This window comes from Saccharothrix sp. S26, assembly GCF_021390395.1.
Taxonomy (GTDB): Bacteria; Actinomycetota; Actinomycetes; order Mycobacteriales; family Pseudonocardiaceae; genus Actinosynnema.
The window spans coordinates 17,364-42,252 of the sequence record NZ_JAJUWT010000014.1 but is presented as its reverse complement, the minus strand read 5'-3'; the positions used below and the strand labels follow the sequence as shown (position 1 = coordinate 42,252).

Below are 24,889 nucleotides of genomic sequence, written 5' to 3'. Positions count from 1 at the left end.
CGTCACGGCCGACGGCGGCGCGACCGGCGCACGAGTGCTCCCACCAGCACCAACGCCACCGCGCCGCCGCCCACCACGGGCCACGGCGACCCCGGCTCGTCCGCCGGGGGAGCGGGCTCACCCGAGGCTGCCGCCGGCGCATCGGTCGTCGTGGTCGTCGTCGGCGGGGGCGGCACGGTCAACGCCGCCGCACCCGCCACCGCGCGCACGGTGGACGACGTGCCGTCGCGGCCGAACTCCGACGCCGACAGCAGCGTGCCGTCCGGGTCGAACGCGATGGCCTCGCCCTGCGGCTCGCCGGGCAGCGGCACGCGCACCGGGTCGGACTCCAGCGCCTTGGCCAGGTCGCCGTCCGGCACCGGGAACAGGTAGGCGTCGGTGTAGGTCCGCAACGCCGCCACCCGGCCGTCCCGGGACATCGCGCCACCCGTGACCAGGCGCGTCACCACGGAGTTCGACAGCGGGCCGCCGGTGGTGGTCGTCGTGCTGATCGACACGCGCGCCACCTGTTCCAGCGGCGTCGGCGCGCCCTCGTTCAACGCGGCCGCGGGCCGGTACACCAACGCCGATCCGATCGTTTCCTTCGTGACGATGTGCGGAATACCGGAACCGTCGATCAACAATGCTTCGGCATCGTGCTTTCCGTCAGGATACGTGAGTCGGTGCAAACGGGTGCTGCCGTCCGGCGAAACAGCATGCAGCGCCACGGTTTCGCGTGTTTTTCCGTTGTCCCCGGTGTCCGCCGCCCACAACGTTCCGTCAGGGGCCAGGGCGAGGTCTTCGACGTCGAACGGATTGGTCGGCGCGGTGATCGTGCGCGTGATCGCGCAAGTCCGGTCGAGCACCTGGATCTCGAGCCGGCCGTTGTCGCTGTCGTTCACCGCGAACCACCGGCCGCCGTCGGACGCGAGCCCGGACAGCTCCTCCAGCCGCTGGTCGGTCACCGCGCACACGTCGACGACGGCCGGCTCCGCCGAAGCGGAACCGGCCGTCACCACCAAGCCCAGGACTGCCAGGAGCGCGCGCAACGGCTCAGGCGCGGCTTCCGTTCACGGCGAACTCGCCGAGCACACCGGCCAGGTCCGGCCGGACCCGGGCGGACAGCTCCGTGCCCTCCTCGGTGTGCCGCTCCTTGAGCACCTCGCCCTCGCGGTGCACGCGCGCGACCAGCTCACCCCGCGCGTACGGCACCAGCGCGTCGACCACGACCTCCGGCCGCGGCGTCATGGCCGCGATGCGCTCGCGCAGCTCGGGGATGCCCTCGCCGGTGTGCGCGGACACGAACACCGCCGACGGGAACAGGTGCCGCAGCCGGGCCAGGCCCAGCTCGCCCACCGCGTCGATCTTGTTGACCACGAGCAGCTCGGTCGGCATCGGGTCGTCCCGCCGCGCGGAGATCTCGCTGATCACCTCGCGCACCGCCACGACCTGCTTCTCCGGCATCGCGTCGGACCCGTCGACCACGTGGACCAGCAGGTCCGCGTCGGCGACCTCCTCCAACGTCGACCGGAACGCCTCGACCAGCTGGTGCGGCAGGTGCCGCACGAAGCCGACCGTGTCGGTCAGCGTGTAGGGCAGGCCCTCGGGCGTCTCGGTGCGCCGCGTGGTCGGGTCGAGGGTCGCGAACAGGGCGTCCTGCACCAGCACCCCCGCGCCGGTCAGCGCGTTGAGCAGGCTGGACTTGCCCGCGTTCGTGTACCCGGCGATGGCCACGTTCGGCACCGCGTTGGCCACGCGGCGGTGCCGCTTGGTCTCCCGGATGACGCTCATCGCGGCGATCTCGCGGCGCAGCTTGGCGATGCGCGCGCGGATGCGCCTGCGGTCGGTCTCGAGCTTGGTCTCACCGGGACCGCGCAGGCCCACGCCGCCGTTGCCGCCGCCGGCGCGACCACCGGCCTGCCGGGACAGCGACTCACCCCAACCGCGCAGCCGCGGCAGCAGGTACTGGAGCTGGGCCATCTCGACCTGCGCCTTGCCCTCGCGCGTGGACGCGTGCTGGGCGAAGATGTCGAGGATCAGCGCGGTGCGGTCGACGACCTTGACCTTGAGCTTCTCCTCCAGCTGCCGGAGCTGGCCGGGGGAGAGCTCGCCGTCGCAGATCACCGTGTCCGCGCCGGTCGCGATCACGATGTCGCGCAGCTCGTGGACCTTGCCGGAACCGATGTAGGTGGCCGGGTCGGGCCGGTCGCGCCGCTGCACGAGGCCTTCCAGCACCTCGGAGCCCGCGGTCTCGGCGAGCAGGGCCAGTTCCGCCAGGGAGGCGTCCGAATCGGCCGCCGTGCCCTCGGTCCACACGCCGACCAGCACGACCCGCTCCAGCCGGAGCTGGCGGTACTCGACCTCGGTGACGTCCTCGAGCTCGGTGGACAACCCGGCTACGCGGCGCAGCGCGGCACGCTCCTCGAGCGCCATGTCTCCGGTGGACAGCTCGTCCTCGTGGTCGAGCCAGTCGTTGCTGTTGTACGTGTTTTCCGTCATTTGCCCTTCATCGTCCCACGGCACCCCTGGCCGGACCGAGTGGTTAATCGCCTGGGTAGAGCGCCAGGTAGATCGCCACGCGTTCCCCGTCGGGGTGGGCCGGCTCGGCTGCCAGCTCATCCAACAACGTCTGGAGGCGTCGTTTTAGTTCCGCGCGGTCGACCCGGGCCACCAGCCGGAACTGGTTCATGGCGGCCGGGCCCACCTCGGCGACCTCGCTCAGGAACGCCTGGAACACCGCCTCGCTGGTCTCTTCCGCGTACCGGGTCTTGGTGAGCTGCCAGGACAGGCCCGTGGACTTGTACGGGATCTCCCGCGCACCCCGGTTGCCGGCGCGCGCCTCCTGGGCCTCCAGGAAGCCCGTCGCGACGAGTTTGCGCACGTGGTGCAGGGTGGTCGCGGGATCCTTGCCCAGCCGTTCGGCGATCTCCTTGTTGGTCAGCGCGCGATCGTAGGTGAGCCGGATGATGCGCAGCCGCACGGCCGAGGCCAGGGCGGCGGCTTCGGCTTCGGTGGCCGGGCGTCGGTGCACCGACCCAGCATAAAGACCGGCTCCCGACGAAGTGATTGACACTTTCCAATCACTCCCGAGAGACTCACGTCGTGTCCCTCTGGTCTCATCGCGACTTCCGCCTGCTGTGGGTGGGCGACACCGTCAGCCAGTTCGGCTCCACGATCGGCCGCACGGTGTTGCCGCTGCTCGCGGTGGGCGCGCTGGCCGCCACGCCGGTCGAGATGGGCGTGCTCTCGGCGGCGGGCACGGCGGCGTTCCTGCTGATCGGGCTGCCCGCCGGGGTGTGGGTGGACCGGCTGAGCCGCCGCCCGGTGATGCTCGTCGCCGACTTCACCCGCGCCGCGCTGCTGCTCTCCGTGCCGCTGGCGTGGTGGCTGGGCGTGCTCACGCTCACCCAGCTCGTCGTGGTCGCCCTGCTGGTGGGCGCGGCCACGGTCCTGTTCGACATCGCCTACCAGTCGTACCTGCCCGCCCTGGTCGGCCGGGACCAGCTCGTCGACGGCAACTCGAAGCTGGAGGCCAGCCGGGCCGTGGCGGAGGTGTCGGGCCCGGCCGCGGCGGGCGGGGTGGCGCAGGCCGTCGGCGCGGCCCTCGGCGTGCTGGCCACCGCGGTCGGCTACCTGGTCTCGGCGTTGTTCCTGCTGCGCATCCGCACGGTGGAGCCACCGCCCCGCAAGCCCGACCGGCCCGGCCTGGTCCACGAGATCGCCGAGGGGCTGAGGTTCGTCTTCGGCCACCGGTCGCTGCGCGCGATCGTGGGCTGCACGGGCACCGCCAACTTCTTCGGCGGCATGGCGGGGGCCGTGCTGGTGCTGTTCCTGGTCCGCGACCTGGGCCTGACCGAGGGCGTGGTGGGCCTGGTGCTCAGCTCGGCGGGCATCGGCGGCGTGCTGGGCGCGCTGACGGTGAACCGGTGGAACGCCCGCTTCGGCCAGACCACCGTGATCTGGCTGTCGGGCCTGGTCACGTGGCCGCTCGGGCTGCTCGTGCCGCTCGGCGCGGCGGACTGGCGGATCGTGTTCGTGCTGGTCGGCGAGGCGGCGGTGGCGTACGGGGCGACGGTCTACAACATCGCCCAGGTCAGCTACCGGCAGTCGCTGTGCCCGGACCACCTGCTGGGCCGGATGAACGCGAGCATCCGGTTCGTCGTGTGGGGCGCGATGCCGCTGGGCGCGCTGGTCGGCGGTGTGCTCGGCGGCGGCATCGGCGTCACGGCCACGCTGGCGGTGGGCATGGGGTGCCAGGCGGCGTCCGTGCTGTGGGTGGTGCTGTCGCCGCTGAGGAACCGTGACGCCGTCACGGCGTGACTTCCGGCTGTTCTGGGGCAGTGACGCGGCCAACCAGTTCGGCACGGCGGTCTACACGTTCGTGCTGCCCGTGGTGGCGATCGAGGCGCTGGACGCGTCGGCGTTCCAGGTGGGCCTGCTGACCGCCGCGGGCACGGCCCCGTTCCTGCTCATCGGGCTGCCGGTGGGCGTCTACGTGGACCGGGCGCGCAAGCGGCCGTTGCTGGCGTGGAGCACGGTCGGGCGCGCGGTGCTGCTGGCCACGGTGCCGGTGGCGGGGTGGTTGGGCGGGGTGGCGTTCGCCCACCTGCTGGTGGTGGCGTTGGGCGCGGGTGTGCTGACGGTGTTCTTCGAGGTGGCGTCCCAGGCGTACCTGCCGACGCTGGTCGACCGGGAGGGGCTGACCGGCGCGAACGGGCGGCTCCAGTCGACGCAGCAGGTGGCGCGGCTGTCCGGCCGGCCGGTGAGCGGGCCGTTGGTGCAGGTGGTCGGGAGCGTGAACGCCGTGCTGGCGATCAGCGCGTCGTTCGTGGTGTCCGCGGTGCTGCTGTGGGGCGTGCGCACCCCTGAACGGGCCGTGGAGCGACGTGAGCGCGCGTTGTGGGCGGACATGGCGGAAGGGCTGCGGTTCGTGTTCGGGCACCCGTTGCTGCGGCCGGTGGTGCTGTGCACGGCGTCGTTCAACCTGACCAACGCGGTGTGGGGTGCGGTCACCGTGCTGTTCCTGCTGCGCGACCTGGAGGTGACCACGACGGCCGCGGCGGTGCTGCTGGGCGTCGGCAGCGCCGGTGGCGCGGTGGCCGGCCTGGTCGCCGGTCGGCTGGCACGGCTCGGGCGGGTGCGGCTGGTGTGGCTGTCGATGCTGGTCACGCAGCCGGCGTGGGTGCTGGTCGCGGTGGCCGGACCGGGTGGGCGGGTGGCGTTGTTCGCGATCGGCACGCTGGTCACGGCCGCGGGGGTGGTGGTCTACAACGTCGCCCAGGTCAGCCTGCGGCAGTCGCTGTGCCCGGACCGGCTGCTCGGCCGGATGAACGCGGGCGTCCGGTTCGTCGCGTGGGGCGCGATGCCGGTGGGCGCGGTGGCGGGCGGCGCGCTGGCCGAGTGGGTGGGCGTGCGGACCACGGTGTGGGTCGCCTCGGCCGGGATGGTGCTGTCCGTCCTTTGGGTCGTCCTGTCACCGCTGCGGTCGATGCGGGACCTGCCGGTGGATCACTAGCCTCGACCGGCATGGCTGACACGACCGTGCTGCGCGAAGGTCTCCGGTTCGGCGAAGGTCCGCGGCAGGGCCCCGACGGGCGGCTGTGGTACTCCGACTTCTACGACCACGAGGTTCGCGCGCTCGACCTGGGCACGGGTGAGCAGGAGGTCGTCTGCGAGGTGCCGCAGCAGCCGTCCGGGCTGGGCTGGCTGCCCGACGGGCGGCTGCTCGTGGTGTCGATGCGGGACCGCAAGGTGCTCCGGCAGGAGGACGGCGCACTGGTCGAGCACGCCGACCTGGGCGGGATCGCGACCTTCCACGCCAACGACATGCTGGTCGACCCGCACGGCCGCGCGTACGTCGGCAACTTCGGCTTCGACCTGCACGCGGCCATCGCGGCGGGCGGCGAGGCGCCGATGCTCCAGCCGGACTGGGTCGCGCCCACCACGCCGTTGGCGCTGGTCAGGCCGGACGGATCGGTCGAGGTGGCGGCGCAGGACCTGAGGTTCCCGAACGGCACCGGGCTGCTGCCCGACGGGCGGCTGGTGATCGCCGAGACGCTGGCGTTCGGGTTGACGGCGTTCGACGTGGCCGACGACGGCACGTTGTCCGGCCGGCGGGTGTTCGCGTCGCTGCGCGAGCACTTCATCGCACCGGACGGCATCGCGGTGGACGCCGACGGCGGCGTGTGGGTCGCGCCCGCGCTCCAGCCGTTCGTGTTCCGGGTGGAGGAGGGCGGCGAGATCACCCGGAAGGTCGAGACCAGCCAGAACTGCTTCGCCGTCGCGATCGTGGACGACCAGTTGGTGTGCTGCACCGCGCCGTCGTCGCAGCCCGAGGTGGTGTCGCGGGCGCGGCTGGGGAAGCTGGAGGTGTTCGGGCTCTAGTCCCCGAGCGCGTCCCACCAGGTCTGGTCGAGCTCGCCGCGGGCCAGCAGCACGGCCGGGCCGGTGAGCGTGGAGCCGTCCTCCTCGATCACCACGGACACCTGTCCACCCAGGACGTCCACAGTGGCCTTGCCGGTGCGCCGGCCCGCCCCGTACAGCCACGACGCCACCGAGGCGACGGTGCCCGTGCCGCACGAGCGGGTCTCGCCCACGCCGCGCTCGTGCACGCGCATGCGCAGGGCGCCCTCGTCCACGACGTTGATGAACTCGACGTTCACGCCGTGCGGGAACTGCACCGGGTCGTGGCCGGGCGGCAGCTTCAGGTCGAGCTCCGAGACCGGCACGTCGGTCACGCAGGCCAGGTGCGGGTTGCCGACGTCCACCGCGACACCGCCGAACGCGCTGCCGCCGACCGTGGCCGTGCCCGTGCCGGTGACCAGCACGCGGCCCATGTCCACGGTCACCGAGCCGTCGTCGTGCACGACGACCGGGCGTTCGCCCGCCCGCGTGCCCACGGTGAACTCGCCCGCGGGCATCAGCTCGGCCTCGACCAGGTACTTCGCGAACACGCGCACGCCGTTGCCGCACATCTCGGCGATCGAGCCGTCGGCGTTGCGGTAGTCCATGAACCACGGGCCGAAGTCGGGCCGCACGACCCGCAGCACGCCGTCCGCGCCCAGGCCGCGCCGCCGGTCGCACAGCGCGCGCACCCGCGACTCGGTCAGGTCCAGCACGCCGTCCGGGTCGGGCAGCACCACGAAGTCGTTCTCGGTGCCGTGGCCCTTCAGAAACTCGACTCCCACGGGCACCAGGCTACGGTGCGACCAGCGCGAGCACCTCGTCGGCCAGGGTGGGCGAGCCGGCGTCGAACCACGTCACGCGCCGGTCGCGCCGGAACCACGACCGCTGCTTGCGGACGAACCGGCGGGTGGCCTGCGCGGTCGCCGCCGCGGCCTCCTCGATCGAGCACTCGCCGTCGAACGCGGCCAGCACCTGCTGGTAGCCCAGCGCGCGGGACGCCGTGCGGCCGTCGCGCAGGCCGCGTGCTTCCAGGTCGCGCACCTCGTCCACCAGGCCCTGGTCGAACATGCGCGTGACGCGGGCGTCGACGCGCTCGTCCAGTTCGGGCACGTCCCGGTCCAGGCCGATGAGCACCGTGCCGTAGCGGGCGGGGCCGGGTTTGGGCAGGGTGGCGGAGAACGGCTGCCCGGTCAGCTCGATCACTTCCAGCGCGCGGACCACGCGACGGCCGTTGCTGGGCAGGATCGCCAGGGCGGCGGCCGGGTCGAGCTGCGCCAGCCTGCCGTGCAGGGTCTCCGAGCCGAAGATCGACAGCTCGTGCTCGAGCTGGGTGCGGATCTTCTCGTCCGTGCCGGGGAACACCAGGTCGTCCAGCACGGCCTGCACGTACAGGCCCGAGCCGCCCACCAGGACCGGGGTGCGGTCGGCGGCGAGGAGCCGTTCGACGGTGGCCCGCGCTTCGCGCTGGTAGGCGGCGACGGAGGCGGTCTCGGTCACGTCGAGGACGTCGAGCAGGTGGTGGGGGATGCCGTGGCGCTCGGGTTCGGTGATCTTGGCCGTGCCGATGTCCATGCCCCGGTAGAGCTGCATCGCGTCGGCGTTGACCACCTCGCCGTTCAGTTCGACGGCCAGGCGCACGGCCAGGTCCGACTTGCCGGTGGCGGTGGGGCCGACGACGGCGATGGGGGTGTTCACGTGCGCAAGCCTTCCAGACGCGGGTCGCGGTTCGGGCGGGCCGGCTGCTTGTCAAGAGGGCCGGCTGCGTGGTGGGGGTCTGGCTGCGTGGTGGGGGGTCCGGTCGCGTGCTGAAGGGCCCGGCTGCCCCGTCGAGCGGCCTGGCTGCCGGTCAGGCGTCCCAGACGGCGACGTGGTAGCCGACGCCGAAGGGGGCGAGGAAGGTCGATCGAGTGCAGCGCCACGCGCCGGGGACGGCGGCGGCGACCTGCCAGGCGGCCCGGCCCTGCGCGCCCAGCTCGGCGGCCAGGGCGGGGTCGAGGGCGCTCAGGGCGGCGGTGTCGGCGGTGGCCAGGGCCTTGTGGACGTCGGAGTCGAACGGTTCGGCGCGGTCGTCGGGGCGGCCCACGGCCTGGTCGCCGTGCCGGTGGGAGCCGTCGCCGAGGACCAGCAGCGCGGGTGAACCGGCCAGTCGTCCGCCGAGGGCGGCGCAGGCGGAGGTCGGCAGGTCCGGTGGGACGAGGTGGACGCGGACGGAGCGTGCGCCGGCCTGTTCGCGCAGCCACGCGGCGATCAGGACGGGGAGGGGCAGGTCGTCCGCTGCCGGTGAGGCGGGGGCCGCTGGTGAGGCGTGGTCGGTCAGGGAGACCCGCACGTCCACCCCGAAGCCGCGGAACGTGCCCGTGACGCCCTCGACCAGCCGCGGACCGGACGGGTCGACGGCGACGGCCACCCAGTCCGGGGAGTGGGAGGCCAGGTCCCGGGCCGCGGCCAGGCACGCCGAGCGCACCGGCTCGGTGTCCGTGACGGCTCCGGAGACCAGTTCGGGCACCAGCAGCGGAGGGTGCGGCACGACCACCAGGCGCGAGATCATGGCAGTCCACGCTACTCATCGGCCACCACCGGTACCGATGCGAGCCTTGACCTGTTTGAATGCGCGCGAGGTACTGGGCACTCTTAGGGAGCGTCGCGGTACTCGGGTGCTGGGCCCCGTCGTAGGCGGGGCGCCCGTGGTCGGCACGGGCACCACGAAGTGGGCAGGCGAGGAGGAAGCCGGCGATGACGGAGCACGAGACGACACCGGGAACCACTGGCGACAGTGGTGCGGGGGCGGTGGTCGAGGAGACCCTGGTGGAAACGACGCCGGTCGTGGCGCCACCGGCGGTCCCCGTGGCGTCGGACCACCCTGACCGCTGGGGGCGCGTGGACGAGGACGGCACCGTCTACGTCAAGACGGCCGACGGCGAGCGGGTCGTCGGTTCCTGGCAGGCGGGCGAGCCCGCCGAGGGCCTGGCGCACTTCGCGCGCCGGTTCGACGACATCCGCACCGAGGTCGAGCTGCTGGTGACGCGGCTGTCCTCCGGCGCGGGCGACCCCAAGCACGCGCTGACCAGCGCGAAGCACGTCCAGGAGAGCCTCGCCGACGCGGCGGTGGTCGGCGACCTCGCCGCGCTGGCCGCGCGCGTCGAGTACGTGCTGGCGCTGGCCGAGAAGGGCCTGGAGGCCGCCAAGGCCGCCAAGGACGAGGCACGGGCGGCGGCGGGCGCGCGCAAGCTCGAGCTGGTCGAGGAAGCCGAGGTGCTGGCCAACGAGTCGACGCAGTGGAAGGCGGCGGGCGACCGGCTGCGGGCCATCCTGGACGAGTGGAAGACCATCCGGGGCGTCGACCGCAAGACCGACGAGCAGCTGTGGCGGCGGTTCTCCAAGGCGCGTGACGCGTTCAACCGCCGGCGCGGGTCGCACTTCGCGGACCTCGACCGGCAGCGCAGCGTCGCCAAGAACCGCAAGCAGGAGCTGGTCGAAGAGGCCGAGAAGCTCGTCGAGTCCGACGACTGGGGTCCCACGGCCGGTCGGTACAAGGAGCTGATGGTCGAGTGGAAGGCCGCCGGGCGTGCGCCCAAGGAGGCCGACGACGCGTTGTGGCAGCGGTTCCGCGCCGCGCAGGACGCGTTCTTCGCCAAGCGGTCGGAGGCGTTCAGCGAGCGTGACGCCGAGTTCGCGGCCAACGCGAAGCTGAAGGAGGAACTGCTCGCCGAGGCCGAGCGGATCGACCCGTCGGTGGACCTGGAGGCTGCGCGGCAGCAGCTGTACAAGATCCAGGAGCGGTGGGACGCGATCGGCAAGGTGCCGCGCGAGCGGGTCCGGGAGCTGGAGGGAAAGCTCCGCTCGATCGAGGAGCGGGTGCGCGGGGCGGTGGACGCGCAGTGGCGTCGGTCGGACCCCGAGGCCGAGGCACGGGTCGCGCAGTTCCGCGAGCGGGTGGAGCAGTTCGAGGCCCAGGCCGCGAAGGCGAGGTCGGCCGGGGACAAGCGGCGGGCCGAGCAGGCGGAGGCGCAGGCCAAGCAGTGGCGTGAGTGGTTGGCGGCGGCCGAGCAGGCGGTGGCCAGCCGGTAACAGCCGGTAGGGCTGGTGGTTCGGGCAGGGCGGGGTCGGGTGGTTCCGGGTCCGCCCTGACTCGTTTCCAGGTCAAGTGCTGAGGTGAAGGCCGGGGGGAGAGTACGGCTCGATTTGACATGGGGCCCTTACGGGCACTCCAGGCAGGCCAAAGCCGGCAGGCCCGGCGGGGAAAAGCGTCCCGCCAGGCCTGCTGGCTTCGACCAGCCTAAAGCACCCGAACCCATGTCAAATCGGGCCTCTGCGGTGGGGTGGCGGGTCCGTTGTGGGTGGGTGGGCCTCTTACTGCATTGGGGGGCGGGAGGCGGCCAGTTTCATCCACTTGATCAGGAGGACCACTGCGGCGATGACGGCGAGGATGAGGCCGAGGCCCGGGCCTGGGCCCGGGTGGTGGCCCGTGGTCGTTTGGGTGGTCCAGATGGACAGGACGCCGGCTACCGAGGTGGCGAACGAGGCCAGGGCGCAGATCCAGGCCAGGGCCCAGCGGCGGAGGGTGAGGGTCAGGGCGGGGAGCAGGACGCCCACCAGGACGGCGGCGTAGGCGAAGAGTCGGGGTAGGCCCTGGCCTTGGCCGAAGAGGATGTTCAGGCCCTGGATGCCGTCGACCCACGGCAGGATCAGGGACACGAGGATCGCCAGGGCGGCGATGGCGATGGTCAGCGCGCCCGCGCCCGGGTCGAAGCGCCGGGCGGCCGAACGGCCGACGTTGTCGATCTCCTCGCGCAGGCCGGCGAGGTCGTCCGGGTCGTTCTCGCTCATCCGACCGCGCACCCGCCGACCGGAGCGGGCAGGGGGGTGGGCTTGCCGAACGACGGCAGGCCCAGGGTGACGCCCGGTGTCTTCGGCTTCAGGCCCGCCTCCGAGCGGTCGCCTGCCTTGGTTCGGCGGTGGGACAGCAGGGGGCCGTCGGCGATCAGGTTGTGCGGTGCGCCGTAGGTCACGACGGTTTCCACCACGTCGCCCGGGCGGACGTGGGTGTCGCCGGGGGTGAAGTGGACCAGGCGGCCGTCGCGGGCGCGGCCCGTCATCCGGTGGGTCTCGAAGTCCTTGCGGCCCTCGCCGGAGGCGACCAGCAGTTCGACCTTGCGGCCCACCTGCTCGCGGTTCAGCTCGTGGGCGATCTCGTTGACCAGGGTGACCAGGCGGTCGTAGCGCTCCTGGACGACCTGCTTGGGCAGTTGGTCGGGCAGGTCGGCGGCGGGCGTGCCGGGGCGCTTGGAGTACTGGAACGTGAACGCCGACGAGAAGCGGGCCTCGCGGACGACGTCCAAAGTGGCTTGGAAGTCCTCCTCGGTCTCGCCGGGGAAGCCCACGATGATGTCGGTGGTGATGGCCGCGTCGGGCATGGCCGCGCGGACGTTGTCCAGGATGGACAGGTACTTGGTGGTCCGGTAGGAGCGGCGCATCTCCTTGAGCACGCGGTCCGAGCCCGACTGCAGCGGCATGTGCAGGGAGTGGCACACGGCGGGCGTCTCGGCCATGGCGGCGATGACGTCGTCGGTGAAGTCCTTCGGGTGGGGCGAGGTGAAGCGCACGCGTTCCAGGCCCTCGATGGCGCCCGTGGCGCGCAGCAGCTTGCCGAACGCGTAGCGGTCGCCGAACTCGACGCCGTAGGAGTTCACGTTCTGGCCGAGGAGGGTCACCTCCAGCACGCCCTCGTCGACGAGCGCCTGGACCTCGGCCAGCACCTCGCCGGGACGGCGGTCCTTCTCCTTGCCGCGCAGCGACGGGACGATGCAGAACGTGCACGTGTTGTTGCAGCCGACGGACACCGACACCCAGCCGGAGTAGGCCGAGTCGCGGCGGGCGGGCAGCGTGGAGGGGAAGGTCTCCAGCGAGTCGAGGATCTCGACCTGGGCCTCGCGGTTGTGCCGGGCGCGTTCGAGCAGCACCGGCAGCGAGCCGATGTTGTGCGTGCCGAAGACCACGTCCACCCACGGCGCGCGCTTGACGATCTCGCCCTGGTCCTTCTGCGCGAGGCAGCCGCCGACGGCGATCTGCATGTCGGGGTTCGCGGACTTGGCGGGCGCGAGGTGGCCGAGCGTGCCGTACAGCTTGTTGTCGGCGTTCTCCCGCACGGCGCAGGTGTTGAACACGACGACGTCCGGCGTGGCGTCGCCTTCGGCGGGCGTGTAGCCCGCGTCCTCCAACATGCCGGCCAGGCGCTCGGAGTCGTGCACGTTCATCTGGCAGCCGAACGTGCGGATCTGGTAACTGCGAGTCACTGCACCTAGTCCTTCCGTCGGGTCCAGCGTAGAGCGTGGACGTGCGACGATGCGCAGGTGTCGGGAACGCTCCTGCGGTTGCACGCGGTCGGGGCCGCATTGGCCCTGGCCACCCTGTCGTTGACGGCGTGCGGCGACGACCTGGACCAGGTCAAGCTGACCATGGCGGCGGGCAGCCCCGGCGGGGTCTACCACAAGCTGGGCGTGGCCCTGGCCGACGCCTGGACCCGGGAGCCGGGCATCCCCCGCCCGCAGGTGGCGAACACGGCGGGCTCGGTGGACAACCTCGACCGGCTGCGGGCCAACCAGGCGCAGGTCGGGTTCTCGGCGGCCGACGCGGCGGAGGAGAAGCAGAAGGCCGACGGCGGGCACAAGCTGTACGCGCTGGCCCGGATGCACGACGACTACCTCCAGCTGATCGTGCGGGACGACCTGCCGGCGACCAAGCTCGCGGACCTGAAGGGCCTTCGGGTGAGCGTGGGCGCGCGTGACTCCGGCGTGTGGCTCATCGCGCAACGGCTGCTGGAGTCGGCGGAGATCTCGCCGGAGGCGGACCTCAAGGTCCAGTACATGGACCTGCCGACCAGCGTGGAGGCGATGCGGGCCGGCGCGTTGGACGCGTTCTTCTGGTCCGGCGGTGTGCCGACGGACGCGGTCACCGACCTGGCCACGACGGTGAAGGTCCGGATGCTCGACCTCGGTGACGTGCTGCCGAAGCTGCGCGAGCGCTACCCGGTGTACGGCTCGGCGACCCTGCCCGCGTCGGCCTACCGGCTCGAAGGCGGCCCGGTCGTCACCCTCGTGGTGCGCAACTTCCTCCTGGTCAACGACACGATGTCGGACGACGTGGCGGAGGCCCTGGTCAGAGGTCTGTTCCAAGCGCAGCCGGCGCTGGTCGCGGCGAGCCCGGTGGCCAGGTCGATAGAGGTCCGCTCGGCGATCGAGACGACGCCGATCGAGCTGCACCCCGGCGCGATGCGCTATTACCGCGATGTGAAGGTTTGACTTCTCCGCGTCATTCCGACGGTGGAAACCCCACGCGTGGACGCTCGCCCAAGTCGGGGTCAAGGGCTCGTTTCCGGCGCATTGTCGGGCGCTGGGCCGTTACGGTGATGACAAGCGCTGAGCAGCGACGGCCGGCGATCGATCCACAAGCACCGATGCGGGGAGCTCATGTCCGTGAAGTCGGTACGCGCGCGCATTCGCGCAGCGTTTTCTCCACCCATCACTCGAACGAGTCGAATCCCCCGGATCGGGGTGGTCGTGGTGGTGCTCGCCGTAGTGGCGGGCACCGGTTTCGACGCCTCACCGCGATGGCCGACCAGGGTCCAGGTATTCGTCGCGAACAGCGGTTCCGACAACGTCACCGTGTACGACACCCGCCTGGGCAAGGTGACCGCCACCATCGGTGTGGGCGATTACCCGGCCGGGGTCGGCGCGCACCCCTCGGGGCACCGCGTCTACGTCACCAACGAGTCCTCGAACACCGTTTCCGTGATCGACACCCGGACCCTCGCGGTGGTCGCCACCGTGCCCGTCGGGGCCAATCCGTTCGGCGTCGCGGTCACCCCCACGCACGCCTACGTGACGAACTTCGGCTCGGACAGCGTCACGGTCGTCGACACCGCGACCAACGCGCCGGTGACGACCATCCCGGTCGGGAAGTTCCCGCACAGCGCCGTGGCCGACCCGGACGGCTCGCGGGTCTACGTGACCAACAACGGCGCGGACAGCGTCACGGTCATCGACACCGCGACCAACGCGCCGATCGCCACCATCCCGGTCGGGGTCTTCCCGTCGGGCATCGCGATCTCCGTCGACGGCAACCGGCTCTACGTGGCGAACACCGGCGACGACACCGTGACCGTGATCGACACCGGCGGCAATCGACCGATCGAGACCACCCGGGTCGGCAACGCGCCCCTGGGCGTCTCGGTCACGCCCGGTGGTCGGGTCCACGTGGCCAACACCGGTTCCGGCACGGTGAGCATTCTCGGGCCGGGCGGCAAACCGATCGACGTGGTCAAGGTGCAGCGCCTGCCGGAGGGTTCCGCCGCGGCTCCGGACGACAGCTTCGTGTTCGTGACCAACACCGGCTCGGGGACCGTGTCCGTCATAGACGCGAAGAGCGGGAAACCGGCCGACCCGTTCGCGGTCGGCAAGCAACCCGAAGGAGTGGCCGTGACGTCGTGATGGGGTTGCCGCCATTCACCGCCCGGGTGAGGCGAAATGGCTCGGCGAGGAAATGCGGATTTTCGTCGCATTCGGCGTCGGGAATTCCGGTGGTCAGGCGGCGGGGAACTCGACGGTCACGCGCAGGCCGCCCTCCGCCGGCGACTCCAGCCGCACGGAGCCGTCCACCCGTTCCACGATCTGCCGCACGAGCGCCAGCCCGAGGCCGGAGCCCTGCACGTTCTGGTGGGCCGGGCTGCGCCAGAACCGGTCCGTGGCGCGGTCCAGCTCGTCGGGGGCCAGGCCCGGTCCCTCGTCCTGCACCGACAGCCGCACGACGCCGTCGCGCCGCCGCACGTCGACGCGCACGAGCGTGCCGTCGGAGGTGAACTTCAGCGCGTTGTCCAGCAGCGCGTCGAGCACGGTCTCCACGCCGCGCGGCGGCACCAGCGCCGTGCCGCCGGGCTCGCCGTCGAGCACGAGGTGCACCCCGCGGGCCGCGGCGGCGGGCTGCCACGCCGACAGGCGGCCGGCCACGGCCCGGTCGACGTCCACCGGCACCGGGTCGACCGACGGGGCGCCGGCCCGCGCCATCGACAGCAGCTCGTCCAGGATCCGGTTGAGCCGGTTGGCCTCGTCCAGCGCGGCCGCCTGGTGGGCCGCGCCCTCGCCGACCACGTGGTCCTCCAAATTGGACAGACGCAGCTTCAGCGCGGTCAACGGGTTGCGCAGCTGGTGCGAGGCGTCGGCGACGAACGCCCGCTGCGCGGCCAGCACGTCGCCCACGTTGGCCGCCATCTGGTCGAACGACCGCGACAGCTGGCGCAGCTCCGGCGGGCCGTCGGACGAGCCGACCGGCTGCACCGGCTGCCCCGACACCACGGCCGCCAGCAGCCGCCCGGTCGCGTCGTCCAACCGGCGCACGGGCCGCAACGTCCACCGGACCAGCGGCAGCGCCACGAACACGCCCAGCGCGAGCACCAGCAGGCTGCCCGCGAGCAGCACCGACCACCACAGCAGCACCTCGCCGCGGGTCTTCGACGTCGGCGAGAACGTCACCACCGCGCCCCGGACCTCGCCCGCCTCCAGCACCGGCTCGGCCAGCACCAGCTCGGTCGACTCCCACGGCATGACCAGCTCCGGCGCGACCGGTTGACGACCCGCCAGCGCGCCGCGCACCAGGTCGGCCACCTCGGGTGCCGACACGTCCACGTCGTCCGAGGAGGCCGCGACCACCTGTCCGTCGCGCCCCAGCAGGGCCACCCGGATGCCGTACAGCTCGTAGTAGCGGCGCAGCTCGGGCTTGAGCACCTCGGGCTGGTCGTCGATGAACGGCCGCTGCGCCACCGAGGCGAACCGGGTGGTGTCGGTGAGCCGGTCGAGGAACATCTCCTGCTGCTCGGCCTGGGCCATGCCCCGGCCCAAGGGGACGCCGAGGCCGAGCAGCACCAGCACGACCAACGTCAACACGATGCCCAGCAGCCGCGCCCGCACTCAGCCCCCGCTCAACCGGTACCCGACACCGCGCACCGTCTCCAACAACGAAGGGCGCCCGAGCTTGGTCCGCAACGTGGCCACGTGCACGTCCAGGGTCCGGTTGGCCCCCGCCCAGGTGCGCCCCCACACCTCGGCCAGGATGCGCTCCCGGGTGCACACCGCGCCACCCGCCGCCACGACCAGCGCCAGCACCTGGAACTCCTTGCGCGAGAGCGCCACGGGTTCACCCGCCACGGTGACCTCGTGCCGGGCCAGGTCGACCCGCACGTCGGCGACCTCGAACACCTCGGTGCCCGTGCCGCCGACCCCGACCGGGTCGCCGCGCCGCCGCCGCACCGCGTGCACGCGGGCCACCAGCTCGCCCACGTCGTACGGCTTGACCAGGTAGTCGTCGGCCCCGGCGTGCAGGCCGAGGATGCGGTCGTCGATCTCGCCGCGGGCCGACACGACGATGATGGCCACGTCGCTGGCCGCGCGGATGTGCCGGCACAGCGTGACACCGTCCACATCGGGCAGGCCCAGGTCGAGCAACACGACGTCGACCCCCGTCAGCCGATCGAGTGTCCCCCGACCGGTCGCCTGCCGGTCCACCGTGAATCCACGCCGCGTCAGCGCGGGTACCAGCGCTTCTGCCACCCGGTCGTCGTCCTCGACCAACAGCACCCGCACCGTGGAGCCTCCCCGATAAGTGTCGCCACCCTGTGACAGAGTTGAGACCCTAAGTCTTGCTCAACCGCCTGGACTGGTGTGGTGATTCACACCTAGGTTTCCCGCCATCGCTCAGGAACCCCTACTGGAGGACTGATGACCGCCGCCACTCCTGCTCCGCCGATGATCCGGATGGCGGGCGTGGACAAGTTCTTCGGACCCCTGCACGTGCTCAAGAACGTGTCGCTGGAGGTGCCGAAGGGGCAGGTCGTCGTGGTGCTCGGGCCGTCGGGCTCGGGCAAGTCCACGCTGTGCCGCACGATCAACCGCCTGGAGCCGATCGAGTCCGGTGTCATCGAGGTGGACGGCCAGCCGCTGCCCGCCGAGGGCAAGGAGCTCGCCCGGCTGCGGGCCGACGTGGGCATGGTGTTCCAGTCGTTCAACCTGTTCGCCCACAAGAGCATCGTCGACAACGTGATGCTGGCGCCGGTGAAGGTCCGCAAGACCCCGGCGGCCCAGGCCCGCAAGACGGCCATGGAGCTGCTGGAGCGGGTCGGCATCGCGAACCAGGCGGAGAAGTACCCCGCCCAGCTCTCGGGCGGGCAGCAGCAGCGCGCGGCGATCGCCCGCGCCCTGGCGATGCGGCCCAAGGTGATGCTGTTCGACGAGCCGACCTCCGCGCTGGACCCCGAGATGGTCCAGGAGGTGCTGGACGTGATGACGACGCTGGCCAAGGAGGGCATGACCATGCTCGTGGTGACCCACGAGATGGGCTTCGCCCGCAAGGCCGCGGACCGGGTCATCTTCATGTCCGACGGCGAGGTCGTCGAGGACTCGACGCCGGAGGCGTTCTTCTCCGCGCCGAAGTCCAACCGCGCGAAGGACTTCCTTGGCAAGATCCTGACCCACTGAAGTCCCACGACCGCGGCGCTGAGCCTGGCGCCGCTCTACCGAACAAGAGCAGGAGAAGGACGATGAGGGTTCGCACCCTTGCGGTGGCGCTGCTGGCCGGCGGCCTCGCCCTGACGGCATGCGGCAAGGAGGGTGGCCCCGGCGACACCGGTTCGCCCTCGCAGCAGGTCGCCGCCGACGTGAAGGTCGACGGTTCGCCGACGTTCGACAAGATCAAGGCCCGCGGTCGGGTCGTCATCGGCGTCAAGGAGGACCAGCCGGGCCTGGGCTACAAGGACCCGACCAGCGGCAAGTTCACCGGCTTCGACATCGAGATCGCGAAGCTGGTCGCCGCCAAGCTCGGCTACGGCGACGACAAGATCGACTTCAAGGCGATCCCGTCCGCCGGCCGCGAGCAGGCCCTGATCAACGGTGACGTGGACTACTACGTCGGCACCTACACGATCAACGCCAAGCGCAAGGAGCAGGTCGCGTTCGCCGGCCCGTACTTCACCGCCGGCCAGGACCTGCTGGTGAAGAAGGACGACAACTCGATCACCGGCAAGGACGCGCTCAAGGGCAAGAAGGTCTGCTCGGTGACCGGCTCCACGCCGATCCAGAAGGTCAAGTCGGAGGGCCTGACCGAGCCGGAGAACATCGTCGAGCTGCAGAACTACTCGCAGTGCGTCGAGCAGCTGGAGCAGGGCGCCGTCAACGCCGTCACCACCGACGACGCGATCCTGAAGGGCTACGCCTCGCAGTCGCCGACCACGCTGAAGGTCGTCGGCAAGCCGTTCTCGAACGAGCCGTACGGCATCGGCCTGCCGAAGGACGACAAGGCGCTGCGCGACAAGGTCAACGACATCCTGCAGGCCGCCCTCGACGGCGGTGACTGGCAGAAGGCCTACGAAGCCACCCTGGGCAAGTCGGGCTCCACGGCCGAGAAGCCCGTGCTCGACCGCTACTGATCGCGCGTCGCGGCCGGCCGTCGGTGCTCCGGCGGCCGGCCGCACCACACCGCACCACCCCACCTAGCCGAGGAAGCCGATGGACGTCCTGCTCGACAACCTCGACCTGTACGGGCCCGGGTTCCTCAACACCGTCGAGCTGTTCCTGATCTCCGCGGTCGGGTCGCTGGTGTTGGGGACGATCCTGGCGATGCTGCGGGTCGCGCCGGTCCCCGTGATGCGGGCCATGGGCGCCGCGTACGTGACGATCGTCCGCAACACCCCGCTGACCCTGGTGTTCTTCTTCTTCGCCTTCGCGTTCCCGCTGCTCAAGATCGTGGACGCGGAGACGTTCGGCGGTTCCGCGTCCGGCTACTACTTCACCGCCGCGCTCGCCGCGCTGATCCTCTACACGGCGGCGTTCGTCTGCGAGGTCGTGCGGTCGGGCATCAACACCGTGCCGGTGGGCCAGGCCGAGGCGTCCCGCGCGCTGGGGCTGACGTTCGGCCAGATGCTCGCGTCCGTGGTGCTGCCGCAGGCCACCCGCGCGGTCGTCCCGCCGATGATGAGCACGATGATCGCCCTGCTGAAGAACACCACCATCGCGGCGGGCTTCTCGGTGTTCCAGGCGGGCTCCATCAGCGCCAACCTGGCCGAGCGCGGCGAGAACCAGCTGATCGGCCTGCTGTGGGTCGCGGCGTTCTTCGTGGTGCTCGTGATCCCCATGACCCTGCTGCAACGCAGCCTCGAGAAGCGGTGGAGCATCGCCCGATGAGCTCGGTCCTGTTCGACGTCCCCGGGCCGCGGGCCCGGCTGCGCCACCGCCTGTACGCCGTCCTCGGCGTCGCCGTGCTCGTCGCCCTGATCGCCTTCGTGGTCTACCGCTTCGCCGAGAGCGGTCAGTTCGACAGCCAGAAGTGGACCTGGATCCAGTACGAGAAGGTCCAGATCGACCTGCTCGACGCGTTGCTGAACACGATCAAGGCGTTCGCCGCGGGCGCGGTGCTGGCCCTGCTGTTCGGCGCGATCTTCGCCGCGGGCCAGTTGTCGGACCACAAGGTCATCCGCGTGCCGTCGATGGTGGTCGTCGAGCTGTTCCGGGCCGTGCCGCTGGTCGTGCTGATCTTCGTGTTCCACTACGGCGTGTCCCTGGGCGCGCCGTTCTACTCGGTGGTGCTCGGCCTGACCCTCTACAACGGCTCGGTGCTGGCCGAGGTGTTCCGCGCCGGCGTGCTGTCGCTGCCCCGCGGGCAGAGCGAGGCCGCCTACGCGGTGGGGATGCGCAAGACGCAGGTCATGAACTACGTGCTGCTGCCGCAGGCGGTGCGGGCGATGCTGCCGGCGATCATCAGCCAGCTCGTCGTGCTGCTCAAGGACACCGCGCTCGGCTTCCTCATCACCTACGAGGAGCTGCTGCGCTACGCCCGGTACGTGGGCAGCATCTTCGAGTTCGGCCGCCCGCTGGTCCCCGTCACGATCGTGGTGGCCGCGATGTACATCGCGATGTGCCTGCTGCTCACGTGGCTGGCTACCTACTTGGAGAAGCGCAACCGGCGCGACAAGAAGGTCATCGAGCTGGCCCAGAAGCCGGCCGAGGACGTCGTCGCCGCCGCCGTCTGACGGGTTCGCGCCGCGCTCGCCTGCGTCGAGCGCGGCGCGAACCGGTGGGCACGGGCTAGTGGCGCAGCAGCGCGCCGACGCCCTCGAACAGCGAGGCGTTGTCGGTGACCAGCAGTTGTGCGCCGGTCGCGGCGGCGGCGATGGCCAGCGCCTCGTCCGCCCGGTGCCGCTCGGGCCGTTCGATGCCCAGCCCGCGCAGCTCCGACTCGCGCAGCGCCACCTGGGCCGGGTCCTCGCCGGACCACACCGTGCGGTCGCCCAACGCCGGGTCGGCCACCAGCAGCGCGGCCACGTTGGCCTCGCGCAGCGCCTCCACCACCGGCTGCAGGCCCTGCACCGCCCGGCCGCCCGAGCGGTTGGCCTCGGCGGTGAACTCCTCCAGCACGTCGTTGTCGAGGTCGGCCTGGTACTGGGCGACCAGCGCCTGCACGGCGTTGTCGAACGCCTCGTCGTCCGCGCCGCCGCCCAGGCTCGCGCCCTCGACCTCGATCAGCACGTCACGGCACCGCGTGCTCAGCTCCTCCTTCACGCCCTTGCGCGCCTGCACCTCGCCGCCCAGGATCAGCAGCCGGGCGTTGAGGCGGGTCACCAGCTTGTCGACCTCCTCGGCGACGAGGGCGGCGTTGCGCTTGGTGTTCTCCTCGACCGAGTGCTGCATCCGCAGGTGCGACCACCCGCCGCCGCGGACCTTGTGCACCGGGTGGTCCTCGCCGCGCACCTCTGCGGAGACCTCGCCCTGGCCGTCGTAGCCGTGCAGGTCCGCGCCGACCTTGTCCGCCAGGACGACCACGTGGGGCACGTCCGCCTGCAATGACGAGGCCAGCGGCAGCAGCAGCGGCAGGTCCGACCAGCGCACCGCCTCCACCGCGGGCGGGCGCGGCAGCACCCGGTCCAGCAGCAGCCTGCCGTGCGCCGCGATCAAGGCCCGGCCGGACTTGCCCGGCACGGGCGTCAACACCGCTTCCTGCACCGCGTCCAGCGTCGCGTCGTCCGCGCCCTGCCGGGCCAGCTCCTCGCGCGCACCGCGCCAGCGCAGCTCCATGGCCTTGGCCGCGTCCTCGGTGTCGTGCGAGGCGTCCAGGTAGACCGACGCGAACGGGCCGCGTTGCCTGACCAGCTCTCCCAACGAAGACATGTCCATTGGCCTCGGCTACCCGCTCGCGCGCCGCGTAACCTCGGGGGCATGGTGGACGAACCGGGTGCGATCACCAGGGTGCAGCAGAACGCCGTTGACCACCTGCTCAAGGTGGGGATCAACGGGTTCGGACCGTTCAAGGGCGCGCGGCAGATGGCCGCGGAGGCGCTGGACAAGGGCCTGACACCGGAGGAGGCGATCAAGCACCTGATCCGCACGCACGTGGCGGCGGCCGGGGTGCAGGGTTTCGCCACCAACATCGGCGGCCTGATCACGTTGCCGGTGACGCTGCCGGCGAACCTGACCGCCTCCTACCTCGTGCAGACCCACCTGATCGCGTCGATCGCCGCCGTGCACGGCCACGACCTCGACAGCGACGAGGTGCAGACGGCGATCCTGGTGTGCCTGCTGGGCAACGCGGGGACCGAGGTGCTGAAGAAGGCGGGCATCAAGGTGGGCGCCAAGCTCACCATGAACCTGATCGAGCGCATCCCCGCCCAGCTCATCCGCGAGATCAACAAGCGCGTCGGCTTCACCCTGCTGGCCAAGTACGGCACCACCAAGGCGACCGTGACGCTGGCCAAGGGCGTACCGATCGTGGGCGGGGTGATCGGCGGCACGTTCGACGCCGTCACGACCCGCGCGGTGGGCGCTTTCGCCGCCCGCTTCTTCACCGAGCGCGAAGAGCTGCCCGCGGTCGTGGAGGGCACCGTGATCGAGGGCGAGGTCGTCGACGTCAGCGACTGATTGGCCCAACGGATCGGCCTGAACTTGGACCTTAGCGTGGGCCAATCGGCCACCTAGCGTGACGTCCATGGGGACGACGAAGGTGCTGGCGATCGCCCAGGCGGCCAACTCGGTGGGTGACGGCGCGTTCTACGTGTGCTCGGCGCTCTACTTCACCCGGGTCGTGGGCCTGTCGGCCACGCGGGTCGGGGTGGCGTTGACGGTGGCGTGGGCGGTCGGCGCGGTGGTCGGGGTCGCGTTGGGCCACCTCGCCGACCGGGTCGGGCCGAGGCGCGTGGCGGTCGGGTTGGCCGTCGTCACGGCGGGCGCGTTGGCGTCGTTCCTGGTGGTCCGGTCGTTCTGGGCCTTCCTGGCGGCCGCGTGCGCGTACGCGTGCGGCCAGTGCGGGTTGGCCGCGGCGCGGCAGGCGTTGCTGTCGGGGCTGGTCGAGCCCGGGCGGCGGACGCGGGTGCGGGCCGCGTTGCAGTCCGTGGTCAACGCCGGGTTGGCCGTGGGTGCGGGGGTGGGCGGGCTCGCGCTGCACGTGGACACGGCGGCGGCGTACCTGGTGGTGTTCGCGGTGGACGCGCTCGGGTTCGCGGTCGCGGCGGTGGTGCTGGGCCGGGTGCCGGAGGTGGCGGGCGTCGCCCGGACGGGTCGGCTCGGCGTGCTGCGGGACCGGCCGTACGCGCTGGTGGCGTTGCTGAACTCGGTCCTGCTGCTCTACATGCCGATGCTGAGCCTGGTCGTGCCGCTGTGGGTCGCCGAACGCACCGCCGCACCCAAGTGGGTCGTCGGCCTGCTCTTCGCGCTCAACACGGGCGCGGTGGTGGTCGGGCAGGTGCGGCTGGCCCGCGGCGTCACCGACCTGCGCACGGCGACGCGCTCGGTGCGGCGCGGTGGGGTGTTGTTGCTCGCGTCCTGCGCGGTGTTCGCGTTGTCGGCAGGTGTACCCGATTGGGCGGCGGTGGTGGTGCTCGTGGGTGCGGCGGGCGTCCAGGTCGTCGGCGAGATGCTGCACGGCGCGGGCTCGTGGGAGATCGGGTTCGGTCTCGCGCCGGCCGACAAGCAGGGCCAGTACCAGGGGTTCTACGGCACGGGCACGGCAGTCGCGCGCACGGTCGGGCCGCTGCTGCTCACCACCCTGGTGCTGGGCGGGGGAGCGGTGGGCTGGCTCGTGCTCGGCGCGCTGTTCCTCGCCGCGGCGCTGGCCATGACGCCCGCCGTGGCGTGGTCGCGGCGGGCGCGCCCGAAAACAGTTGGCGTCGCGGCGTGAACCGCGCTACGGTCTCGACCATGTTCTTCCAGATCTACCTCTGAGGATCTCTTCCTCCAGCGCCGCAGCGGCCTCGGGCCGTGCCGCGCCCTTCTCCTGGTGGCCTCAGCGGCTCTCCCACGACCCCGTCGAACCACGGGTCGTAGCTCCTTGCACGCCTCGAACACCGAGGAGGCGATCGCATGCCCACCATGCGCAACGAACCGCCACACGACGGTCAGCCGACCAACCGGGCCGCACGCCGCGGCGCCCGCTCGAACGGCGCGGTGCAGCCGCGCTTCGGCGGCGGTCGGGCTGCCGTCACCCCGCGCCAGTACGCCATGCGGCGTCGCTGACCAGCGACATCGCCACACCCAGGAGGCAGACATGACCGATCAGGACGTTCCGCAGGCGGACGGCGGCGAGCAGGACCAGCCCGAACAGGTGGAGTCCGAGCAGCCCGCCGTCGCGCTCAACCGCGCGGCCCGGCGCGGTCACGCGCAGAAGAACGACGGCGTGAACAAGATCCCGGGCCGGCCGCACCAGAACACGTTCGTGGGACGACGCGTGTTCCGGCGCACCAGCGGCGGCTGATCGACCAGCGCCGCCGACCGGTCTCCGTGCGCGATGAGCGCACACCTGGCGAACCCGGAGCCGGTCGAACTCGAGCACCGTCGCGGGCGCGTCCGAGCACGCGCCCGCGGTGGTGCTTTCTCCTTTGCCGCCAACGCTTTCCCGCACCGACCGGCCACCTGGCACCGCGCTGTTGCGCCGAGCGGGTGACCGGGGGGCCGGTGCTCCCATCGGGCGCGAGGTCTGCCGCTCGCGTGGCCGGCCAACTAGCCTGAGCTGGGTAGCAACCGGGTCTGGCGGAGATCGGGAGGCACCCATGAGGATCGCTGACGTGTTGCGCAACAAGGGTTCGGCCGTGGCCACGGTCGAGTCGGGGGCGTCGGTGGCGGAACTCGTCGCCGCGCTGGCCGAGCACAACGTGGGCGCGATGGTCGTGCTCGGGCCCGAGGGCATCTCCGGGATCGTGTCCGAACGCGACGTCGTGCGCAGGTTGCACGACCGGGGTGGCGAGCTGCTGGCCGCGCCGGTGTCGGAGATCATGACGAGCGAGGTGTTCACCTGCACGCCGCGCGACTCGGTGGACAGCCTCACGGTGCTGATGACCGAACGACGCATCCGGCACGTGCCGGTGCTCGACGGTGGCGAGCTGGTGGGCATCGTCAGCATCGGTGACGTGGTGAAGAGCCGGATCAGCCAGTTGCAGGAAGACCACGACCAGTTGACCGCGTACATCTCCCAGGGCTGACCG

General features: G+C 71.7%; 26 protein-coding genes. 15 read left to right on the top strand and 11 right to left on the bottom strand.

Annotation, left to right across the window (positions count from 1 at the left end):
• Positions 1-2: 2 nt before the first annotated feature.
• The 3 genes from LZG04_RS22995 to LZG04_RS22985 are packed head-to-tail and all read right to left on the bottom strand — an operon-like array spanning position 3 to position 3,010.
• Positions 3-1,028: an esterase-like activity of phytase family protein gene (locus tag LZG04_RS22995; RefSeq protein WP_233820001.1), complete on the bottom strand. Its 1,026-nt coding sequence runs from the start codon at positions 1,026-1,028 to the stop codon at positions 3-5.
• Between the two features lie 4 nt (positions 1,029-1,032).
• Positions 1,033-2,478, bottom strand: coding sequence for a GTPase HflX (hflX, locus tag LZG04_RS22990; RefSeq protein WP_233820000.1), 1,446 nt, complete (start codon positions 2,476-2,478; stop codon positions 1,033-1,035).
• Positions 2,479-2,521: 43 nt separating this feature from the next.
• Positions 2,522-3,010, bottom strand: coding sequence for a transcriptional regulator (locus LZG04_RS22985; protein ID WP_233819998.1), 489 nt, complete (start codon positions 3,008-3,010; stop codon positions 2,522-2,524).
• 71 nt (positions 3,011-3,081) lie between these two features.
• On the opposite strand from LZG04_RS22985, the gene LZG04_RS22980 reads away from it, so the two are divergent.
• Genes LZG04_RS22980 through LZG04_RS22970 form a run of 3 tightly spaced genes read left to right on the top strand, consistent with a single transcriptional unit; the run spans position 3,082 to position 6,363 of the window.
• Positions 3,082-4,299, top strand: coding sequence for an MFS transporter (locus tag LZG04_RS22980; RefSeq protein ID WP_233819996.1), 1,218 nt, complete (start codon positions 3,082-3,084; stop codon positions 4,297-4,299).
• Positions 4,280-5,494, top strand: coding sequence for an MFS transporter (locus LZG04_RS22975; RefSeq protein WP_233819991.1), 1,215 nt, complete (start codon positions 4,280-4,282; stop codon positions 5,492-5,494). Before LZG04_RS22980 ends, LZG04_RS22975 begins: the two co-directional genes overlap by 20 nt.
• A gap of 11 nt (positions 5,495-5,505) precedes the next feature.
• Entirely contained in the window at positions 5,506-6,363 is an 858-nt protein-coding gene (locus LZG04_RS22970; protein ID WP_233819990.1) for an SMP-30/gluconolactonase/LRE family protein, read from the top strand.
• On the opposite strand, the gene dapF is transcribed toward LZG04_RS22970, so the two are convergent.
• From dapF to LZG04_RS22955, 3 genes are all read right to left on the bottom strand, one after another.
• A complete protein-coding gene (dapF, locus tag LZG04_RS22965; protein ID WP_233819989.1) occupies positions 6,360-7,166 on the bottom strand; it encodes a diaminopimelate epimerase in 807 nt (268 codons plus the stop codon). The genes LZG04_RS22970 and dapF overlap by 4 nt on opposite strands.
• A 10-nt stretch (positions 7,167-7,176) precedes the next feature.
• Positions 7,177-8,079 carry a tRNA (adenosine(37)-N6)-dimethylallyltransferase MiaA gene (gene miaA / locus LZG04_RS22960; protein WP_233819988.1) on the bottom strand — a complete coding sequence of 301 codons (903 nt, stop codon included), beginning with the start codon at positions 8,077-8,079 and terminating at the stop codon, positions 7,177-7,179.
• Positions 8,080-8,230: 151 nt separating this feature from the next.
• The gene (locus LZG04_RS22955) at positions 8,231-8,932 is read right to left on the bottom strand and encodes a class III extradiol dioxygenase subunit B-like domain-containing protein (RefSeq protein WP_233819987.1); all 702 of its coding nucleotides are present in this window, start codon (positions 8,930-8,932) and stop codon (positions 8,231-8,233) included.
• Positions 8,933-9,117: 185 nt separating this feature from the next.
• Here LZG04_RS22955 and LZG04_RS22950 point away from each other — a divergent pair, with 185 nt between their 5' ends.
• A complete protein-coding gene (locus LZG04_RS22950) occupies positions 9,118-10,452 on the top strand; it encodes a DUF349 domain-containing protein (protein ID WP_233819986.1) in 1,335 nt (444 codons plus the stop codon).
• 282 nt (positions 10,453-10,734) lie between these two features.
• Here the strand turns inward: LZG04_RS22950 and LZG04_RS22945 are convergent, their stop codons facing one another.
• Together LZG04_RS22945 and miaB are read right to left on the bottom strand one after the other, a co-directional pair.
• On the bottom strand, positions 10,735-11,211 hold the full coding sequence (locus LZG04_RS22945; RefSeq protein WP_233819985.1) for a hypothetical protein: 477 nt from the start codon (positions 11,209-11,211) through the stop codon (positions 10,735-10,737).
• The gene (miaB, locus tag LZG04_RS22940; RefSeq protein WP_233819982.1) at positions 11,208-12,677 is read right to left on the bottom strand and encodes a tRNA (N6-isopentenyl adenosine(37)-C2)-methylthiotransferase MiaB; all 1,470 of its coding nucleotides are present in this window, start codon (positions 12,675-12,677) and stop codon (positions 11,208-11,210) included. Before miaB ends, LZG04_RS22945 begins: the two co-directional genes overlap by 4 nt.
• A 57-nt stretch (positions 12,678-12,734) precedes the next feature.
• Between miaB and LZG04_RS22935 the strand changes: the two genes are divergently transcribed.
• Both LZG04_RS22935 and LZG04_RS22930 read left to right on the top strand, forming a co-directional pair.
• Positions 12,735-13,682, top strand: a complete 948-nt coding sequence (locus tag LZG04_RS22935) for a TAXI family TRAP transporter solute-binding subunit (protein WP_233819976.1) — start codon at positions 12,735-12,737, stop codon at positions 13,680-13,682.
• 174 nt (positions 13,683-13,856) lie between these two features.
• A complete protein-coding gene (locus tag LZG04_RS22930; protein WP_233819975.1) occupies positions 13,857-14,870 on the top strand; it encodes a beta-propeller fold lactonase family protein in 1,014 nt (337 codons plus the stop codon).
• A 93-nt stretch (positions 14,871-14,963) separates the two neighbouring features.
• On the opposite strand, the gene LZG04_RS22925 is transcribed toward LZG04_RS22930, so the two are convergent.
• Together LZG04_RS22925 and LZG04_RS22920 are read right to left on the bottom strand one after the other, a co-directional pair.
• Complete coding sequence (locus LZG04_RS22925) at positions 14,964-16,343, bottom strand: HAMP domain-containing sensor histidine kinase (RefSeq protein ID WP_233819974.1); 1,380 nt, start codon at positions 16,341-16,343, stop codon at positions 14,964-14,966.
• Positions 16,344-17,015 carry a response regulator transcription factor gene (locus LZG04_RS22920; protein WP_233819972.1) on the bottom strand — a complete coding sequence of 224 codons (672 nt, stop codon included), beginning with the start codon at positions 17,013-17,015 and terminating at the stop codon, positions 16,344-16,346.
• Positions 17,016-17,177: 162 nt separating this feature from the next.
• Here LZG04_RS22920 and LZG04_RS22915 point away from each other — a divergent pair, with 162 nt between their 5' ends.
• The 4 genes from LZG04_RS22915 (at position 17,178) to LZG04_RS22900 (ending at position 20,452) form a co-directional block, all read left to right on the top strand.
• Positions 17,178-17,906 carry an amino acid ABC transporter ATP-binding protein gene (locus tag LZG04_RS22915; RefSeq protein ID WP_233820407.1) on the top strand — a complete coding sequence of 243 codons (729 nt, stop codon included), beginning with the start codon at positions 17,178-17,180 and terminating at the stop codon, positions 17,904-17,906.
• A 62-nt stretch (positions 17,907-17,968) separates the two neighbouring features.
• Positions 17,969-18,853: a glutamate ABC transporter substrate-binding protein gene (locus LZG04_RS22910; protein WP_233819970.1), complete on the top strand. Its 885-nt coding sequence runs from the start codon at positions 17,969-17,971 to the stop codon at positions 18,851-18,853.
• 79 nt (positions 18,854-18,932) lie between these two features.
• The gene (locus LZG04_RS22905) at positions 18,933-19,607 is read left to right on the top strand and encodes an amino acid ABC transporter permease (RefSeq protein ID WP_233819968.1); all 675 of its coding nucleotides are present in this window, start codon (positions 18,933-18,935) and stop codon (positions 19,605-19,607) included.
• Positions 19,604-20,452, top strand: a complete 849-nt coding sequence (locus LZG04_RS22900; RefSeq protein WP_233819967.1) for an amino acid ABC transporter permease — start codon at positions 19,604-19,606, stop codon at positions 20,450-20,452. The genes LZG04_RS22905 and LZG04_RS22900 overlap by 4 nt, the downstream gene beginning before the upstream one ends.
• Positions 20,453-20,507: 55 nt before the next feature.
• On the opposite strand, the gene LZG04_RS22895 is transcribed toward LZG04_RS22900, so the two are convergent.
• Positions 20,508-21,587: a Vms1/Ankzf1 family peptidyl-tRNA hydrolase gene (locus LZG04_RS22895; protein WP_233819966.1), complete on the bottom strand. Its 1,080-nt coding sequence runs from the start codon at positions 21,585-21,587 to the stop codon at positions 20,508-20,510.
• A 48-nt stretch (positions 21,588-21,635) separates the two neighbouring features.
• Between LZG04_RS22895 and LZG04_RS22890 the strand changes: the two genes are divergently transcribed.
• From LZG04_RS22890 to LZG04_RS22870, 5 genes are all read left to right on the top strand, one after another.
• Complete coding sequence (locus LZG04_RS22890; protein ID WP_233819965.1) at positions 21,636-22,334, top strand: EcsC family protein; 699 nt, start codon at positions 21,636-21,638, stop codon at positions 22,332-22,334.
• 67 nt (positions 22,335-22,401) lie between these two features.
• On the top strand, positions 22,402-23,589 hold the full coding sequence (locus LZG04_RS22885; RefSeq protein WP_233819964.1) for an MFS transporter: 1,188 nt from the start codon (positions 22,402-22,404) through the stop codon (positions 23,587-23,589).
• Positions 23,590-23,771: 182 nt separating this feature from the next.
• Positions 23,772-23,924 (top strand): hypothetical protein, encoded by a 153-nt coding sequence (locus LZG04_RS22880; RefSeq protein WP_233819962.1) that lies wholly within the window; start codon positions 23,772-23,774, stop codon positions 23,922-23,924.
• A 31-nt stretch (positions 23,925-23,955) separates the two neighbouring features.
• Positions 23,956-24,162: a hypothetical protein gene (locus LZG04_RS22875; protein ID WP_233819960.1), complete on the top strand. Its 207-nt coding sequence runs from the start codon at positions 23,956-23,958 to the stop codon at positions 24,160-24,162.
• A 295-nt stretch (positions 24,163-24,457) separates the two neighbouring features.
• Complete coding sequence (locus tag LZG04_RS22870) at positions 24,458-24,886, top strand: CBS domain-containing protein (RefSeq protein WP_233819958.1); 429 nt, start codon at positions 24,458-24,460, stop codon at positions 24,884-24,886.
• Positions 24,887-24,889: the final 3 nt, after the last annotated feature.